This window comes from Klebsiella sp. GW_Kp182 (genome assembly GCF_040062275.1).
Lineage (GTDB): Bacteria > Pseudomonadota > Gammaproteobacteria > Enterobacterales > Enterobacteriaceae > Klebsiella > Klebsiella michiganensis.
This window is the reverse complement of the sequence record NZ_JBEAFQ010000067.1, coordinates 1-16907: the sequence shown is the minus strand read 5'-3', so window position 1 is coordinate 16907 and position 16907 is coordinate 1. Positions and strand designations below refer to the sequence as shown.

The window sequence follows — 16907 nt, the reverse complement described above, 5'->3', positions numbered from 1 at the left end:
ACGTTAAGGAAAATACCGGCAATGGTGCCGGTATTTTTTTACCTGAAAATCGAGGTTGTTGATGAGAGTTTTACTGGTTATCGCAATGGCGCTGTTTCTCAGCGGCTGCGGGAGTATTATCAGCCGCACAGTGCCTGGCCAGGGCCATGGAAACCAGTACTATCCCGGCGTTCAGTGGGATGTTCGTGATTCAGCATGGCGCTATATCACTATTCTCGATCTGCCCTTTTCGCTGGTGTTTGATACGCTACTGCTGCCGCTTGACGCCAGCCACGGCCCCTATAACTAATTAGCGTTCATCCCATTCATCGGCGGCAGCCTGGCCCTCCTCGGTATCGAGAGAGGGTTCAAGCTGAAACTCGCCTTCATCCCATTCATGCAGCGTGTTTTCTTCCAGCCACTCCTGGCGAAGCTCAATCTCATCATAATCGCCGTCAAAGACGCTCTGCGCAGCCTGACCGCTGAGGACCGGCAGACATTCGCCCTGTTCATCCTCGTCGGCGAAAAATTCGGCCTGCCAGGCAATATCACCGTCCTGGAGTACGTACTTCTGGATATTTAGCTGCTCAATGCTGGCGCTCTCTTCGTCGCTATCGGGATTATTAGCCAGAAACTCCTCGCGGGCTGCATCGATTGCTTCTTCAAGCGTGGCATAGAACATCGAATCCTTTGGCATGGCTAACCTCCTAAGATGAATAGAAATGAACACGATTCAATCTATAGAAGGCGGTTGGCAATGCGTCAAGGAGGTGAACGCCACACGGACATTAATTTACCGAATGCGTGCCGGAACCCGGATTGTCCGTTGCCCGGGGGCGGCGGGAGCGACCGAGGGTCAGGGTCGAGTAGACCGCATTGAACAGCACCACACCGGCGGTGACTAAAAAGACTGCCCGGAAGCCGTAGTTGGCGGAAACCGATGCGCCGATGAGCGGGCCCGTGACGTTGCCGATATCGCGGAACGACTGGTTATAGCTGAATATTCTGCCCGAGATTTGGCTGGTGGAGTTGTACACCAGCAGCGTTTGCACTGCCGGCAGCAGCGCGCCGTCGGCGGCGCCTAACAGGAAGCGCAGGATCCCCAGCTGCAGCGGCGTCTGGACAAACGACATGGGAATCAGGAGCAGGACAGAAATCACCAGCGCAACGATCAGGATCTTTTCCGGACCGATACGGTCGCCGAGTTTACCGAGGCGAGGGGCGCTAAGCAGGGCGGCAATACCGGGGACTGAAGCTATCATGCCGCTGATAAACGCAATATTACTGACGTTGCCGGCGAGATCGCGCACGTAAAGCGTCAAAATCGGCGCGATGGAACCGGTAGCCACCTGGATAATCAGCGATGTCACGAACAGACTCAGCACCAGCTTCGGATTTTTAAGCGACGTGAAAACGTCTTTCGCGCTGAGCATCTCTTTTTTACTGACGGCGACAAAATTTTCGCGGATGAGAAAAAGGGTAAATAAGAAACAAATAAACAGTACGCCTGCTGTCATAAAGAAGACGGTACGCAATCCCCAGTGATCGGCCAGGAAACCGCCGGCCAGCGGCCCCAGCAGCGCGCCGCTGACCGCCCCGGTAGAGAGAGTCCCCAGCGCCCAGCCGCTCTTATGACGGGGAATTTGCGTCGCTATCAGCGCATTGGCGTTAGGAATAAATCCGCCGAGCAGACCTAACAGCGCGCGCAGGATCAGAAACTGCCAGATATTCTGCGCCAGGCCCATCAGCAGCATAACGATTGCCATACCGAGGGCCGAGCGCAGCAGCATAATTTTGCGCCCTTTGCGGTCCGCGAGACCGCCCCAGAAGGGGGAGGCCACGGCGGAAAATAAAAAGGTAATGCTGAAAACCAGCCCTGACCACATATTGAGGGCGCTATGGCCGGTTACGCCGAGTTGTTCGACGTAGAGCGGGAGGAACGGCATCACCAGGCTAAAGGCGGCGCCGGTTAAAAAGCAGCCGAGCCAGGTGACGGTGAGATTACGTTTCCAGTTAATGGGGGTATCAGCAGAGGGCATAGGATTCCACTGGCCTGCCGCGCAGGTCAAATAATTGAAAATATGAGCCTGCTAATTATGCGCCTGAGAAATGGTTGCCGCAATGGAGGAGAGCTTTTAAAGCTAAAGGAGGGCTCTGAACGGTGGGGCTTACTCCGCATCCGGATTCAGATGCGGAGCCATTGCGCGAGCGCGCGCCGGGAGGCGCTAGTAACGAGAAGGAATGCCTTCAGGACGCGTTTTAAAGCGGCGATGCATCCACATATACTGTTCCGGCGCCATCAATATGCACTTCTCTACCACTTTGTTCATCCAGACGGCGGTAGTCTCCGCATCGTCCAGCGGCGGATCGCACTCCGGCGGCAGGATAATCAGCTCATAGCCTTTACCGTCCGGTTTACGGCGCGGCACGAACGGCACAACGCAGGCTTTAGACATCTTTGCCAGCATCCAGGTGCCCGAAGTGGTCGCGGCCTGGTCAACGGCGAAAAACGGCACAAATACGCTGGCGGCCGGGCCATAGTCGTGATCCGGCGCATACCAGATCACTTCACCCTTTTTCAGCGCGCGGATCATGCCTTTCAGATCCTTACGATCGATCATGTCTTTGTTGGAGCGCAGGCGTCCCCATGTCTGCAGCCAGTCGATAACCGGGTTATCGTTTGGACGATAAACGCCAATGCCCGGCTCGTTGATACCGAACATGCGCGCGCCCATCTCCAGCGTGAGGAAATGAATGCCAATCAGCAAAATGCCGCGCTTTTGCGCCTGAACATCACGGATATGCTCGACGCCGATGGAGTCAGTCCAGCGCGCAATACGCTTCGTCGGCCAGAACCAGGCCATGCCGGTTTCCATTAACCCCATGCCAACGGATTCAAAGTTTGCCACGACCATGCGGTGACGCTCTTGTTCGCTCTTATCGGGAAAACAGAGCTCCAGATTCCGGTTGGCTATTTTGGCCCGGCGCTTCATTAGCCGCATGGCGAGGCGGCCAAGACCGGTTCCGAGGCGATAAATCAGCGGATAAGGCAGCTGAACAACCAACCAGAGCAGGCCGATCCCGAGCCAAAGCAACCAGTAACGCGGGTGCAGCAACGCTGCGGAAAATTTAGGTAAATGGGTCATCTCATACCTGTTTAATTAAGCAACGTGTTCTATTATCGCATTTTTTTATGCCTCAGCCAAAATACCGGCCGCAGATGGCATTTAATGTTAACGCAAGCAAATATGGGTGAGAAAAATGTAGCGCAAAATGTGGGGATGTAAATTAAGCGTGTTTGCTATATGATGCCCGCCGTTTATTTTACTCATTGACTATGCCGAGCAGGTACACCATGCCAGTGTTACATAACCGCATTTCAAATGAGACGTTAAAGGCGCAAATGTTGGCTGAGACCGAGCCGCGCACGACGATCTCGTTTTATAAATATTTCACTATTATCGACCCAAAAGCCACGCGCGATGCGCTGTGGATTGCGTTGACTAAGCTGAACGTTTTTGGCCGAATTTATCTGGCTCACGAAGGTATTAACGCGCAAATTAGCGTTCCGCAAAGCCGGGTCGATGCGCTGCGCGAATTCTTATACGCTTTTGATCCCGCCCTGAATGGCCTGCGCCTGAATATCGCCCTCGATGATGACGGTAAATCCTTCTGGGTTCTGCGTCTCAAGGTACGCGATCGGATCGTCGCGGATGGGATTGACGATCCGACGTTTGATGCATCGGACGTGGGCGATTATTTAAAGGCTGCGGAAGTCAATGCGATGCTGGACGACCCGGATGCGGTCTTTATTGATATGCGTAACCATTACGAATATGAGGTCGGCCATTTCGAGAACGCGCTGGAGATCCCGGCGGATACGTTTCGCGACCAGCTGCCGAAGGCCGTTGAGATGATGCAGGAACATAAAGATAAAAATATCGTGATGTACTGCACCGGCGGTATCCGCTGCGAAAAAGCCAGCGCGTGGATGAAGCACAATGGGTTCACTAAGGTCTCGCATATTGAGGGCGGGATTATCGAATACGCGCGACGCGCGCGCGAACAGGGGCTGCCGGTTCGCTTTGTCGGTAAGAACTTTGTATTCGATGAGCGGATGGGAGAGCGTATCTCAGATGATGTTATCGCCCATTGCCATCAGTGCGGCGCTCCCTGCGACAGCCATACCAACTGCCTGAACGATGGTTGCCACCTGCTGTTTATTCAGTGTCCTGCCTGCGCGGAGAAATTCGCCGGCTGCTGTAGCGAAGCCTGCATGGAAGAGCATAAGCTGCCGGAAGAGGAGCAGCGAAAACTGCGCGCCGGCCGCGAGAATGGCAATAAGATCTTTAATAAATCTCGCGGTCGGTTGAATACGAAGCTGGGGATCCCGGATCCTGAGCCTTCAGAAAAACCATAGCCAGATAAGATCGATAAACGCCAGCAGAAGCCATAGCGCCAGATAAATCATAAAATGTTCGCGGATGTTGTTAACCAGTAATTCGAACAGGCGACGCATCATCTCTCTCATCATTCACGGCCTCAAGCGAGGCCGTTTCTTTAGCGTGGTTGTCAGGTTGTACGGCGGGCGATTATTTCTTAAACCGCGCCAGTGAAAACGGGGATAGATCAAACCCAAAGGGTTCTTCAAGCGCGAACCGTGTGGCCAGTTCACCGAGTACCGGTGCGAACTTAAAGCCGTGTCCGCTCAGGCCGGTAATCAATAGCGTATCCGGCTGGCCGGGCAGCGTATCAATGATAAAGTCCTCGTCGGCGGTGTTGTCATAGGTACAGGATGCGCCATGCAGGCAGCCGCCGATACCGGGCAACACATTACGCAAGAAGCTAAAAGCTTCAGAGCCGTCCGTTGCAACGGCACCAAACGGCTTACGCTCTTCCGGCGTGGAAATAGGCTGCCCGCCGTTATGCTTGCCGATTTTCAATTCGTTATCTTCTGCCGGGAAACCGTAAAACTGATCGCCATTCGCTAACTCACCGGTAAACGCCGGGAAATTATTTTTGCTGCTGTAGCGGCCATCCGCCTGAAACCAGGCGAAAATTTTACGTACCGGCTGGACAGGGAGTTCTGGCATCAGCCGGGTAACCCAGGTACCGGCGCTAACCAGCAGTTTTTTGCCGCTGTACTCACCATCAAGCGTATCGACGGTTACGCCGTTCGGCGCGTGGTGAATGGCCGACACCGGGCAATTGAAGAGCTGTGCGGCGCCCGCTTCGCGTGCCAGACGGATCCAGCTTTCAACGGCCAGTTCGCTGCGCAGTATGCCGGATGCGGGTTCAAATATCGCCCGATAATCATCAGGAATACGAATTTCCGGCCAGCGAGTCATCACCGTCTGCGCATCCATTTCTTCGATATTGAGCTGGAACTCGCGCGCGCTGCTGGCAACATTGCGCAGAAAGTCGGAGCCGGCAGGCCCGAGGTTAATCACTCCTGTACGTTCAAAGACGGCTTCACCGCTGGCGGCGGCAAACTCATCCCATAGCTGTTGCGCGCGCAGTACCAGGGGGACATATCTTTCGCCTTCGCCATAGGCGTGACGAATGAGGCGGGTACTGCCGTGATGGCTGCCTTCCTGATGCGGCGGCTGATGGGCATCAATCATCAGTACGTTGAGCCCTGCCTGCCGCGCATAATAGCCTGCGGCAGCGCCGACCGAGCCGCTACCGATAATGATAAGATCGTATTGCATGGTGAGTTCCAGGTTATTGCTTTATTAGCAGGGTAATTAACAACCTGCTGTTATACAAGCCCGAAAATAATTCAGGCACCCGAGGGTGCCTGTTAAGTGAATATTCTGACATTAGCGCTAAATTTTAATGCCTTCGATACTCATTTTCCTGGTATTCGCCAGATTCAATCTTCGCAATACCTGCTTCCAGAATCGAAATAAACTGACGTGCGACGTCCGTCGTTAGCCATAGCGTCTGGCCAATCTCTGCGTCTCTACTGCTTTCTTGAGCGGGGTTTTGGTAGTGCAGGCGCAACATCAGCGCATCGTAACTATCAACGGTGCTGATGTCCCATCCGACGAGGGGATGGGTCTGGATGACTTCATTATTCTTTTCCATCATAACCCCTTATTCATATGTTAAAAGACAACAGTTCTCGAGGTTTAATGCGTGTTTTTTGAAGCAAGTTAATTATATCAGTAGTCAAGAATAAACTCGAGAAATTAAATGAAATAGAGATACATACGCGCCCATTTGCTGATTTTTTAGGCAAATCAGGGAGGGTTAATTGTTATTTATGAAGGTGCTAAGGAAAAGCAATAGGGGAGAGTCTGACTATGAAAAAAATAAAAAAGCCGGGGCGACCCGGCAAAAAATTGCACAATGAGGGAGCAAATTTAATTGACTAGTCGCGGACAAACCAGTCGTCAGCGCTTTCCCAGGTTTCTTGCAGGATTTCGCTAATCCGGTCTTTGTCTTCTTTCAGGCCGCCGATAACCGACAGATTGTTATTAGCCGCGTACCGAACCGTTACCTGACTTGAGGTAGAGGGAAACTGCTGTTCGATACGACGCGAGAGTTCATTGTTCAGCGCATCTAAGGCGCCGTTGGGTAAGGCTGTTGATTTGGCGATAGAGACTTCAATACGCATAATTGCCCCCTGGATAATGTACTGTTTGTTTATACAGTACTATCTGAAGATTTACAACAGGGGGCAGGCTATTTATTTTTTCATCGTCCAGCGCACGGTTTCCCCGGCAAGGAACGGCACCAGCGCGTCGCCTGGCAGGGCGATACTCTCGACCACCTGGCTCTCTTCGCGCACCAGCTCCACGTAGCCCTCATTGACCGGCAGGCCATAGAAGCGGGGGCCGTTAAGCGAACAGAAGGCTTCAAAGTGTTGCAGGGCGTTCATCTCCTCAAATACCGTGGCGTAGCTGCCCAGCGCGGTCGGCGCGTTAAAACAGCCTGCGCATCCGCAGCTGGCTTCCTTACGATGGCGGGCATGGGGAGCGGAATCCGTGCCGAGGAAAGCGCGGTCAAAACCGCTGGCAACCAGTTCGCGCAGCGCCTGCTGGTGAATATTGCGTTTCAGGATCGGCAGGCAATAAAGGTGGGGACGCACGCCGCCAACCAGCATATGGTTACGGTTGAACATCAGGTGCTGCGGGGTGATGGTGGCCGCCAGCAGCTCGTTACCGTCGCGTACGTATTCAGCGGCATCTTTGGTCGTGATGTGTTCGAAGACCACCTTCAGGCCGGGCAGGCGCTGACGCAGCGGCTCCATGACCGTTTCAATAAAGCGCGCTTCCCGGTCAAAAATATCGATATCAGCATGGGTGACCTCACCGTGAACCAGCAGAGGCATCCCCAGCTTTTCCATGCGTTCCAGCACCGGCATAATGGCATCCGTACTGGTGACGCCGTGGCTGGAGTTGGTGGTGGCGTTGGCCGGATAGAGCTTGGCGGCAGTGAATACGCCTTCGTTAAATCCGCGCTCCAGCTCAGCCGGGTCGAGCGTATCCGTCAGATAGCAGGTCATCAGCGGCGTAAAATCATGGCCCGCAGGGATCGCATCAACGATACGCTGGCGATAGGCGAGGGCGGCTTCGACGGTAGTGACAGGCGGTACCAGGTTTGGCATCACGATTGCCCGGCCATAAAATTCACTGGTATAAGGCACGACGGTTTTTAACATATCGTCATCGCGCAGATGGATATGCCAGTCATCAGGGCGGCGGATTTTCAATACCTGGGATTGTGCTGTCATGGAAGGCTCCGGCTAATAGGTTCAGTCATCAGGGCTGTTTTTGCCGGGCACTAAGGATAAGCGTAAACGTTTTCCTTTGCATCAACTTCCGTAAAAAATCGGGCGCTTCAGCGCCCGAGCCATCAGTTGGTGAACGGGATAATAATCTCGCCGGGCTTCACTTCAATCCCTTTAGCATACTTTTTCGCCAGCGCTTCACCGGTGCTGGCATCCTCGCGCAGGACGTAGGCAGGCTGCTGATTGAAGTAGCTACGCAGGGACTGATTCAGGTAAGGGATCAGCGTCTGTACGACAGACTGGAGCTTTTCCGGCTGAACTTTAGCATCGACGACTTCCATCTCCTGCAGGAAAATGGCCCCCTTTTCTTTATTGAAAGCCGGCAGCGCTTTGAGCTTCAGATCGATGGTCGCTTTCTGGTTCCCGAAAAGTGAATTCAGATCTAAATTGGCCACGCCGCTTAACGTGACTTTGTTTGGTTCTTCACGGCCAATAGCGCTGGTAAGATTTTGCAGTTCAATATGGGCATCCGCTACGCCTGGCAGGCCAATATCCTTAGCGAAGTGGTTACGTTTCTGCAGCGCCTGATTGATTTCCTGCTCGCTCACGGAATATTGCGTGAGCTGATTACAGGCGCTAAGCAGGCCGCTAACGATAAGCGCGGCCGCAATAAACATCTTTTTCATTGGATTCCTTAATGTCATGCCATGGGTTCATCCTGACACAAAGCAGCATGGCCCGCCAGCGCAGGAGGTGCTAGCGGAAAAGACTGAAAAAGAGGCGTTCGGCAGCGAAGGGCCAAACCATCCGCTGCCTTGAGGTTAAATAGCCATTGAAGAAAGCAGGTTGATCTGCGTCTGTTTGGCCATGTTGTCACGATAGGCGGCCACCCGACTCGGCCAGTTCACGCCGGCAACCAGCGTCAGATTCCTCAGCAGAGGAAAGAGCTGAATATCATCTTCAGAGAGTTCTCCGTTGACGGCGTTTGGCTGGACAATCAGTTTATCCAGCGCCCGCAGATCGTCGCTGATGTTCTTCACCAGACCGGGGGAATGGGCGAGATGGTCGGCAAAGCTGCCGATAGCCGCCTCTTTCTTTTTCACAAAATAGGCGCGCGCCTCTGGCGTGGCGAATTCATCAAACGCGGATTTGGCAAAGCGGGGGATCAGCAGGCGGTTCGCGTAGCCGTTGACCTTCCGCAGCCAGGTTTCCACCGCCGGATTACGCGGGCCGGTAAGCAGCGGTTTGCCGTCCAGCTTATCGACATAGTGCACGATATCCATGCTTTCCGGCATATAGCGGCTATCGTCTTTTTGCAGGATTGGCGCCATTTTCTGGCCGATCATTCGGGTGGGGGTTAATTCATCATCGTTCAGGAGCACAATCAGTTCGACGGGGATATTTTTCAGGCCGAAAATCATGCGGGCTTTAAGGCAGAACGGGCAGTGATCGTAGATATATAACTTCACGTTTCTCCTCCATTGTTGCTGAACATCCTCAATTCAGTATGGAGGAGAAACGAAGGCCCGGCAAATCAGGTTCGCGGCTCCAGCATTCCGGAGGCCGAACGTTTTGGACTGAACTGCCACCACAGCGCAATAAACGTCGCGAGGCCGATAATGCCCAGCATCAGCCACGGCAGCTCAGGCTGACCGACGGCCTTCCCGGCATCGAACAGCCAGCCGCCGCCTGCGTAGCCGAAAGCGCCGCCGAAGGCCAGGCCTAACCGGCTAAAGCCCATATAGCTGCCGCGCGCTCTCGCATCCGCCAGCGACGCCCCCAGCGTCTCACGCGCGGGTTCAGCGATGATTGACCCCATATAAAATACGCAGATCAGCGTAAACAGCTGCTGCAAATTGCTGCTCAGGCCAATTGGCATCATCGCGAGCGTCATGATCAGCAGGCCGGCCATCAGGCGCTGCTCCAGGCGAAAACGCTTTTCGCTCCAGCGGGCAATCGGATACAGCAGCGTTAGCGAAATGGTGGCTTCAATGGCGTACATCCATTTGACCGCCGCCGGAGAACCCGCAATATCATTAACCATAATCGGCAGCATCAGCATCACCTGCACCGCCAGCATATAATACCCGGTCAGCGTCAGCACATAGGTGACAAAGCGTTTGTCGCGCAACACGCGCCCCAGTCCTTCACGAACCGGCGTTTTGACCGTCGACAGCTTCCAGGCGGGAAGATACCAGGCGTTGAATGCCGCACAGGCGATAAACAGCGCCGCTCCGGCGCTGCACACCAGGCGAAAATCATATTGCAGCAGCCAGCTGCCCAGCAGCGCGCCGATCACCGCTCCTGCGCTGTCCTGCATCATCAGGATAGAGAAGAAACGTCCGCGCTGGTGCGGGCGTACCAGCTTGACCACCAGCGCCGCCCGCGGGGGATCGAATAGCGTGCCGCCGAGGCCAGAAAGAATACAGGAGAGCCACAGCACCCAGGGTTCATGGGCAACGGCCATCGCCGCGAAGCCGGCCGCGCGCATCAGCATACCGGTAACGATCATCGGTTTGGCGCCAAAACGGTCGGCAATGGCGCCGCCAAATATTCCTAAGCCTTGCTGCACCAGCTGACGCAGGCCGAGCGCAATCCCGACCATCAGCGCAGCCCATCCCATCTGGTCGACAAAGCGAATGGAGATAAGCGGAAACACAACGAAAAAGCCGAGTACGACCAGCATGTTATCGACTAACAGGAAATATTTACCCAGGCTCCTTGCCTGCGATACGCGGGACATTTCCCCTCCAGGGAAAAATAAGAATAAGCTCTGACATTTTGCGGGGTTAATGGCTATTTTCCCAGCGCGCTCGCGACAATATTTTTTTATCAAAATGCAAGAACGATAGAGGCTATTCATCGAAAAGCAGAGATGGTGCAGAAAATGGTATGTTGCTGTTTTCACACCGCCGTGCAGGACAGGTATAGTAAAGTCAGCAAGTATTGCGTCAGGGGAACAGGAGAGGGGAATGTTTGGCTATCGCAGTAACGTACCGAAGGTGCGTTTGACGACGGACCGGCTGGTGGTTCGGCTGGTGCACGATCGTGACGCCTGGCGTCTGGCCGATTATTACGCGGAAAATAAAGGGTTCTTAAAACCCTGGGAACCGGTGCGCGATGACAGCCACTGTTATCCTTCCGGCTGGCAGGCGCGTTTATCGATGATTTCTGAGTTTCATAAGCAGGGCTCGGCGTTCTATTTTGCTCTGCTTGACCCGGAAGAAAAAGAGATCATCGGCGTGGCGAATTTTTCGAACGTGGTGCGCGGATCGTTTCATGCCTGCTATCTCGGCTACTCCATCGGGGAGAAATGGCAAGGGCAGGGGCTGATGTATGAAGCGCTGACGTCGGCCATTCGCTATATGCAGCGCACGCAACATATCCATCGCATAATGGCAAACTATATGCCGCATAATCAGCGCAGCGGCGATTTGCTGGCGCGGCTGGGCTTTGAAAAAGAGGGTTACGCCAAAGATTACCTGCTCATTGATGGGCAGTGGCGCGATCACGTACTGACGGCGTTGACGACACCGGACTGGACCCCGGGTCGCTAAGGAGACATCATGAAATATCAGTTAACCGCGCATGAGGCGCGGGTCATTGGCTGCCTGCTGGAAAAGCAGGTCACCACGCCGGAGCAGTACCCCCTGTCGGTCAACGCGGTGGTCACCGCCTGTAACCAGAAAACAAACCGTGAACCGGTAATGTCGCTCAGCGATAGTGAAGTTCAGGATCTGCTCGATACGCTAGTCAAGCGCCATTATTTGCGTACGGTCAGCGGTTTCGGCAATCGGGTGACCAAGTATGAACAACGCTTCTGCAACTCTGAATTCGGCGATCTGAAATTCACGCCGGCGGAAGTCGCTATCGTGACCACACTGCTGCTGCGCGGGGCGCAGACGCCTGGCGAACTCCGCGGTCGCGCGCAGCGAATGCATGAATTCAGCGATATGGCCGAGGTTGAAAGCGTCCTCGAAAACCTGGCTTCGCGAGAAGATGGCCCCTATGTTGCGCGTCTGCCGCGGGAGCCTGGCAAGCGTGAAAGCCGCTATATGCATCTGTTCTGCGATGATATGGATTCACTGATTACCGTCGTGGAGGCCGTGTCGCCGCCCGGCGACGATCTTCAGATGCGCGTTGAGGCGCTGGAGGCGGAAGTTGCCGAGCTAAAAGCGCGTCTCGATTCACTGCTGGCTCACCTGGGAGATTAAGCATGTCGGCGAAACTACGTATAGGAGTGGTTGGCCTGGGCGGTATCGCGCAAAAGGCGTGGTTACCGGTGCTGGGGGCCGCAGATGACTGGACGCTGCAGGCGGCGTGGTCGCCCGGGAAAGAGAAAGCGCTGCGTATCTGTGAAACCTGGCGTATTCCCTATGCGGATTCTCTGGAACAGCTGGCGGCGCAGTGTGATGCCGTATTCGTGCATACTTCAACGGCTTCACATTATGAAGTGGTTTCCCGCCTGCTCAATGCCGGAGTGCATGTCTGCGTTGATAAACCGCTGGCGGATAAACTCAGCGATGCGGAGGCGCTGGTTGAGCTGGCCGCTCGCCGTCATCTCACGCTAATGGTCGGGTTTAACCGCCGTTTTTCCCCCCTCTATCGCGAGCTGAAGGCCCAGCTCGGGAGCGCTGCGTCGCTGCGGATGGATAAGCACCGTGGCGACAGCGTGGGCCACGATCTGCGCTTCACGCTGTTGGATGACTATCTGCACGTCATCGATACCGCGCTATGGCTGGCGGGCGATAAAGCGCGTTTAAGCGGCGGTGCGCTGCACACCACCGCTCAAGGGGAGATGCTGTATGCCGAACACCATTTCAGTTGCGGAATGATGCAGATAACCACCAGTATGCACCGCCGCGCCGGAAGCCAGCGGGAGTGGGTACAGGCGGTAACCGACGGCGGATTATATGAAGTCCGGGATATGCGGGAGTGGCAGGAGGAGCGGGGGCGCGGCGTGATCCAGCGCCCGATCCCCGGCTGGCAGACCACCCTTGAGCAGCGTGGATTTACCGGCTGCGCGCGGCATTTTATCGAATGCGTGCAAAATCAGACGGTTCCTGAAACGTCCGGCGAGCAGGCGCTGCTGGCTCAGCGCGTTATAGAGAAACTCTGGCGCGAAGCGATGAGCGAATAATCCGTTGTAACAACTGACAGTAGTAATTCATTATGAACCCGGTAGACTATCGCCACTTTCCAGCGCCCGCATTTGCGGGCGTTTTACTCCAGGGTTGTGGAATAACACGTTAATGAATCTTTTAAAATCACTGGCGGCCGTCAGTTCGATGACCATGTTCTCGCGCGTGCTGGGCTTTGCGCGCGATGCGATTGTGGCGCGTATTTTTGGCGCGGGGATGGCCACCGACGCCTTCTTCGTTGCTTTTAAACTCCCGAACCTTTTACGGCGTATTTTTGCTGAAGGCGCTTTCTCACAGGCTTTTGTGCCGATTCTGGCGGAGTATAAAAGCAAGCAGGGTGAAGATGCGACCCGGGTTTTCGTCGCCTATGTTTCGGGGCTGCTGACGCTGGTTCTGGCGCTGGTCACCGTCGCCGGTATGCTGGCGGCACCGTGGGTGATTACTATCACCGCGCCGGGATTTGCCAATACGCCCGAAAAGTTCGCCCTGACCACGCAGCTCTTGCGCATCACTTTTCCCTATATTCTGTTGATCTCCCTGGCTTCACTCGTGGGCGCCATCCTGAATACCTGGAACCGCTTTTCGGTGCCTGCTTTTGCCCCGACCTTCCTGAACGTCAGCATGATTGGTTTTGCGCTGTTTGCCGCGCCCTATTTTAATCCGCCGATGCTGGCAATGGCGTGGGCGGTAACGGTTGGCGGTATTTTGCAGCTCGCCTGGCAACTGCCGCATCTGAAAAAAATCGGCATGCTGGTGCTGCCGCGGGTCAACCTTAAAGATGCTGGCGCGGTGCGGGTGGTGAAACAGATGGGCCCGGCGATCCTCGGCGTCTCCGTCAGCCAAATCTCGCTGATCATTAACACGATTTTTGCCTCATTCCTCGTTTCCGGCTCCGTATCGTGGATGTACTACGCCGATCGTCTGATGGAGTTTCCGTCCGGCGTACTGGGCGTGGCGCTGGGGACCATTTTGCTGCCTTCGCTGTCTAAAAGCTTCGCCAGCGGCAATCACGATGAATATTGCCGTTTGATGGACTGGGGATTACGCCTGTGCTTCCTGCTCGCGCTACCGAGCGCGGTGGCGTTAGGGATCCTGGCCAAGCCGCTGACGGTCGCGTTATTCCAGTACGGGAAATTTACCGCTTTTGATGCCGCGATGACCCAGCGCGCGCTGGTGGCATATTCTGTCGGGCTTATGGGGCTCATCGTCGTGAAGGTGCTGGCTCCCGGATTCTATTCGCGGCAGGACATTAAAACGCCGGTGAAAATTGCCATCGTCACGCTGATCATGACGCAGGTGATGAACCTCGCCTTTATTGGCCCCCTGAAGCACGCTGGTCTGTCGTTGTCGATTGGTCTGGCGGCCTGCCTGAACGCCGCGCTGCTCTACTGGCAGCTGCGGAAACAGAAAATTTTTACGCCTCAGCCGGGCTGGTTCCTGTTCCTGCTGCGCCTGGTCATCGCGGTGATTATTATGTCAGCGGCGCTGCTGGGTGTGATGTACCTGATGCCGGAGTGGTCGCAGGGGACGATGCCGTTCCGCCTGCTGCGCTTGATGGTGGTCGTGGTGGCCGGCGTTGTCGCCTATTTCGCGACGCTGCTGCTGCTGGGCTTTCGCGTGAAAGAGTTTGCTCGCCGCACGGTTTGAGTTGTTCTGATGAAAGAAAAGCCGCTCTGCAGGAATTGCACAGCGGCTTTTTTTACCTGACGGTTCGCTCTTTATCTGGCGGTTCGCTGCGCCGATACGACCCTGGCGCTTTCCAGCAGGCGGATCCCAAGGGCAATCGCACCGGTTACGACGGCGAGGGTCACCACGCCGCTCCAGCCTGCGAGCACATACAGTTTGCTTCCCAGTACTGAACCCAGCGACATCCCAATAAACACGCCGGTGAACAGCAGCGCGTTGAGGCGTCCGCGCGCCTGCGGCTCCAGGCCATACACCAGGTTCTGGTGCGCTACGAGGCTGGATTGCAGCCCCAGGTCAAAACCGACGGCCGAGATGGCAATCAGGATTAGCTGACCATGCGGCGGTAGCGCAGGCAGCAAAAACATCAGGGCAAACGAAACCGTCACCAGCGCCGCGCCCATTTGCGTGACTTTTTCTGCGCCGAACTTGTCGGCCAGGCCGCCTGCCAGCGGGGCGGCAAGCGCCCCGGCAGCCCCTGCAATACCGAAGCCACCGGCTACCGCGCTGCCCATCTGATAGTGCGCCAACAGCATGACCGCAAGCGTAGACCAGAAGGCGCTAAAGGCGATAGAGAGGAATCCCTGGGCGAATGCGGCGCGACGGAGTGCCGGATAGCGTTTCCACAGATGCGCCATCGATTTCATCAGCTGCGGGTAGCTGAGGGTTGAGTGAATTTCGAAGCGCGGCAGCACGCGCCACATCACCACACCAATCATCGCGATGCTGACCGCAGCCGCCTGATACATTACCCGCCAGCCGAATAGCGCCCCCACCAGACCACTAACGGTTCGCGACAGCAGGATCCCCAGCAGCAGGCCGGTCATCACCGTACCCACCATTTTCCCCTGCTTGCCCGCGGGAGCCAGAATCGCGGCTGCCGGTACGATATCCTGTGCCATGGTCGCGGCCATACCGATAAGCAGGCTGACAATCAGCAGAGAGCTTAGCTGACCGGTAAGGCTGCAGAGCAGCAACAGGACGGCCAGCGCGGCGCTTTTCATCAGGATCAGCTTTCTGCGGTCGTGGCGGTCGCCAAGCGGGAGAAGGAAAAGTATGCCCAGCGCGTAGCCGGCCTGGGTCAGGGTCGGAACCAGACCCATACCCTCAACGCTCAAATGGAGGTTAGCCCCCATCAGCGGCAGCAGCGGTTGCGCGTAATAGATTGAGGCGACGCTGAAGCCTGCGCCCAGCGCAAGGATGAAAATGACCCACCCGGCGGCGCGGGAGGTGAGTGGAGTTGGTGTCATGGTGGATTCCTCTTAGAAGCGATGGCGCTATTTTTCCCGTAATCCGGCTGGCGCGGTAGATAGCCCGGTGGTAAAACGGTTATACGCTAAACGTATAGGCAAAATATAAATGAAGAAGCAAGAGCGTATAGATCGTATCGAACTGATGCGTACGTTCATTCGTATCGTGGAGGCCGGGTCTCTCTCCGCCGCCGCGGTACAGATGAATACGACCCAGGCGACGGTAAGTCGACGGCTTCAGTCTCTGGAGGGGCTGCTTGGCGCAAAGCTGATTCTGCGCACGACTCACGCGATGAAGCTGACCGATGACGGTGAGCGCTGTTATCAGCATGCCCGCCAGGTCGTCGATGCCTGGCTGGCGCTGGAGGACGACCTGCGGATCACCGATGACCGGCCGGTGGGGATTTTAAGGGTGCGGGCCCCGCATGCGTTTGGTCAGCAACAGCTGCTGGGACCGCTGGTGGATTTTTTGCAGCGCTATCCCCAGCTGGCGGTTGAATGGATGCTGAACGATAAGACGGTCGATTTTCTGAGCGATGGTATCGACTGCGCGATTCGCGTGGGGGCTGAGGTGGATCCGGCTACGGTATCGGTACTGCTGGCCGAGGTTCCCCGCAGCGTGGTGGCATCCCCATCGCTGCTGGCAAACTTGCCGCCGTTAAGCGCGCCGCAGGAGATGTCGTTGCTGCCGTGGATAGCCATCAGCACGTTCTATCAGCATGAGGTGAGGCTGCAGTCGCAGGTGGATGAGCAGCTTATTACCTTTGCCATCGCGCCGTGTCTGAGTACCGATAGCGTGCATGTGGCGCGTAATACCGCGCTGGCGGGGCTGGGCGCGGCGATTGTGTCGAGCTGGGCGGTAGCGGACGATATTGCCGCCGGGCGGCTGGTGGAGCTGTTCCCGCAGTGGCGAGCCTCACCGCTGCCGGTACACCTGGTGTATCCCTGGGCGCGCTACTATCCGACGCGGTTGCGTAAGTTTCTCGATCTGATGCGTGAGGTCATGCCGCAGATTGCGGGGATGCAGCGTCCGGAAGGGGAATAAAAAAAGACCGGCCGCGTGAACTGCACCCAAAAAGTTGGACTCCCAACGAAGTAAGGTGCAGTTTTTTATGA

General features: G+C 55.7%; 19 protein-coding genes. 7 read left to right on the top strand and 12 right to left on the bottom strand.

Features of this window, described 5'->3' with window-relative positions:
* The first annotated feature begins 61 nt into the window (after nt 1-61).
* The gene (locus ABLU88_RS25960; RefSeq protein WP_025106903.1) at nt 62-289 is read left to right on the top strand and encodes a YceK/YidQ family lipoprotein; all 228 of its coding nucleotides are present in this window, start codon (nt 62-64) and stop codon (nt 287-289) included.
* On the opposite strand, the gene ABLU88_RS25955 is transcribed toward ABLU88_RS25960, so the two are convergent.
* The 3 genes from ABLU88_RS25955 to ABLU88_RS25945 all read right to left on the bottom strand — a co-directional run bounded on the left by ABLU88_RS25955 (nt 290) and on the right by ABLU88_RS25945 (nt 3125).
* Complete coding sequence (locus tag ABLU88_RS25955; protein ID WP_004137236.1) at nt 290-676, bottom strand: MysB family protein; 387 nt, start codon at nt 674-676, stop codon at nt 290-292.
* 91 nt (nt 677-767) lie between these two features.
* On the bottom strand, nt 768-2018 hold the full coding sequence (gene mdtG, locus ABLU88_RS25950) for a multidrug efflux MFS transporter MdtG (protein WP_014228827.1): 1251 nt from the start codon (nt 2016-2018) through the stop codon (nt 768-770).
* Between the two features lie 186 nt (nt 2019-2204).
* Nucleotides 2205-3125 carry a Kdo(2)-lipid IV(A) acyltransferase gene (locus tag ABLU88_RS25945; RefSeq protein WP_047724098.1) on the bottom strand — a complete coding sequence of 307 codons (921 nt, stop codon included), beginning with the start codon at nt 3123-3125 and terminating at the stop codon, nt 2205-2207.
* A 209-nt stretch (nt 3126-3334) separates the two neighbouring features.
* Between ABLU88_RS25945 and ABLU88_RS25940 the strand changes: the two genes are divergently transcribed.
* Nucleotides 3335-4399: a rhodanese-related sulfurtransferase gene (locus ABLU88_RS25940; protein WP_004849866.1), complete on the top strand. Its 1065-nt coding sequence runs from the start codon at nt 3335-3337 to the stop codon at nt 4397-4399.
* On the opposite strand, the gene ABLU88_RS25935 is transcribed toward ABLU88_RS25940, so the two are convergent.
* The 8 genes from ABLU88_RS25935 to mdtH form a co-directional block, all read right to left on the bottom strand.
* The gene (locus ABLU88_RS25935) at nt 4385-4498 is read right to left on the bottom strand and encodes a YceO family protein (protein ID WP_065366212.1); all 114 of its coding nucleotides are present in this window, start codon (nt 4496-4498) and stop codon (nt 4385-4387) included. The two genes, ABLU88_RS25940 and ABLU88_RS25935, sit on opposite strands and share 15 nt — an antisense overlap.
* A gap of 73 nt (nt 4499-4571) precedes the next feature.
* Nucleotides 4572-5690: an N-methyl-L-tryptophan oxidase gene (solA, locus tag ABLU88_RS25930; RefSeq protein WP_049082415.1), complete on the bottom strand. Its 1119-nt coding sequence runs from the start codon at nt 5688-5690 to the stop codon at nt 4572-4574.
* A 124-nt stretch (nt 5691-5814) separates the two neighbouring features.
* The gene (bssS, locus tag ABLU88_RS25925) at nt 5815-6069 is read right to left on the bottom strand and encodes a biofilm formation regulator BssS (RefSeq protein WP_004101039.1); all 255 of its coding nucleotides are present in this window, start codon (nt 6067-6069) and stop codon (nt 5815-5817) included.
* Nucleotides 6070-6355: 286 nt separating this feature from the next.
* Entirely contained in the window at nt 6356-6601 is a 246-nt protein-coding gene (gene dinI / locus ABLU88_RS25920) for a DNA damage-inducible protein I (protein ID WP_004101040.1), read from the bottom strand.
* Between the two features lie 72 nt (nt 6602-6673).
* Nucleotides 6674-7720, bottom strand: coding sequence for a dihydroorotase (gene pyrC / locus ABLU88_RS25915; protein ID WP_014838079.1), 1047 nt, complete (start codon nt 7718-7720; stop codon nt 6674-6676).
* A 122-nt stretch (nt 7721-7842) separates the two neighbouring features.
* Entirely contained in the window at nt 7843-8403 is a 561-nt protein-coding gene (locus ABLU88_RS25910; RefSeq protein ID WP_004849873.1) for a lipoprotein, read from the bottom strand.
* 135 nt (nt 8404-8538) lie between these two features.
* Nucleotides 8539-9186: a glutaredoxin 2 gene (gene grxB / locus ABLU88_RS25905; protein WP_004849875.1), complete on the bottom strand. Its 648-nt coding sequence runs from the start codon at nt 9184-9186 to the stop codon at nt 8539-8541.
* Nucleotides 9187-9251: 65 nt separating this feature from the next.
* Nucleotides 9252-10460 carry a multidrug efflux MFS transporter MdtH gene (gene mdtH, locus ABLU88_RS25900; protein WP_004849878.1) on the bottom strand — a complete coding sequence of 403 codons (1209 nt, stop codon included), beginning with the start codon at nt 10458-10460 and terminating at the stop codon, nt 9252-9254.
* Nucleotides 10461-10689: 229 nt separating this feature from the next.
* Between mdtH and rimJ the strand changes: the two genes are divergently transcribed.
* From rimJ to murJ, 4 genes are all read left to right on the top strand, one after another.
* Nucleotides 10690-11274 carry a ribosomal protein S5-alanine N-acetyltransferase gene (gene rimJ, locus ABLU88_RS25895; RefSeq protein WP_004131378.1) on the top strand — a complete coding sequence of 195 codons (585 nt, stop codon included), beginning with the start codon at nt 10690-10692 and terminating at the stop codon, nt 11272-11274.
* A 9-nt stretch (nt 11275-11283) separates the two neighbouring features.
* The gene (locus ABLU88_RS25890; protein ID WP_049071789.1) at nt 11284-11931 is read left to right on the top strand and encodes a YceH family protein; all 648 of its coding nucleotides are present in this window, start codon (nt 11284-11286) and stop codon (nt 11929-11931) included.
* A gap of 2 nt (nt 11932-11933) precedes the next feature.
* Nucleotides 11934-12857, top strand: coding sequence for a Gfo/Idh/MocA family oxidoreductase (locus tag ABLU88_RS25885; RefSeq protein ID WP_200913710.1), 924 nt, complete (start codon nt 11934-11936; stop codon nt 12855-12857).
* 112 nt (nt 12858-12969) lie between these two features.
* On the top strand, nt 12970-14505 hold the full coding sequence (murJ, locus tag ABLU88_RS25880) for a murein biosynthesis integral membrane protein MurJ (protein ID WP_004849883.1): 1536 nt from the start codon (nt 12970-12972) through the stop codon (nt 14503-14505).
* A 71-nt stretch (nt 14506-14576) separates the two neighbouring features.
* Here the strand turns inward: murJ and ABLU88_RS25875 are convergent, their stop codons facing one another.
* Nucleotides 14577-15791, bottom strand: a complete 1215-nt coding sequence (locus tag ABLU88_RS25875; protein ID WP_014228834.1) for an MFS transporter — start codon at nt 15789-15791, stop codon at nt 14577-14579.
* A 109-nt stretch (nt 15792-15900) separates the two neighbouring features.
* Between ABLU88_RS25875 and ABLU88_RS25870 the strand changes: the two genes are divergently transcribed.
* Nucleotides 15901-16836, top strand: a complete 936-nt coding sequence (locus tag ABLU88_RS25870) for a LysR family transcriptional regulator (RefSeq protein ID WP_004849886.1) — start codon at nt 15901-15903, stop codon at nt 16834-16836.
* Nucleotides 16837-16907 lie beyond the last annotated feature (71 nt).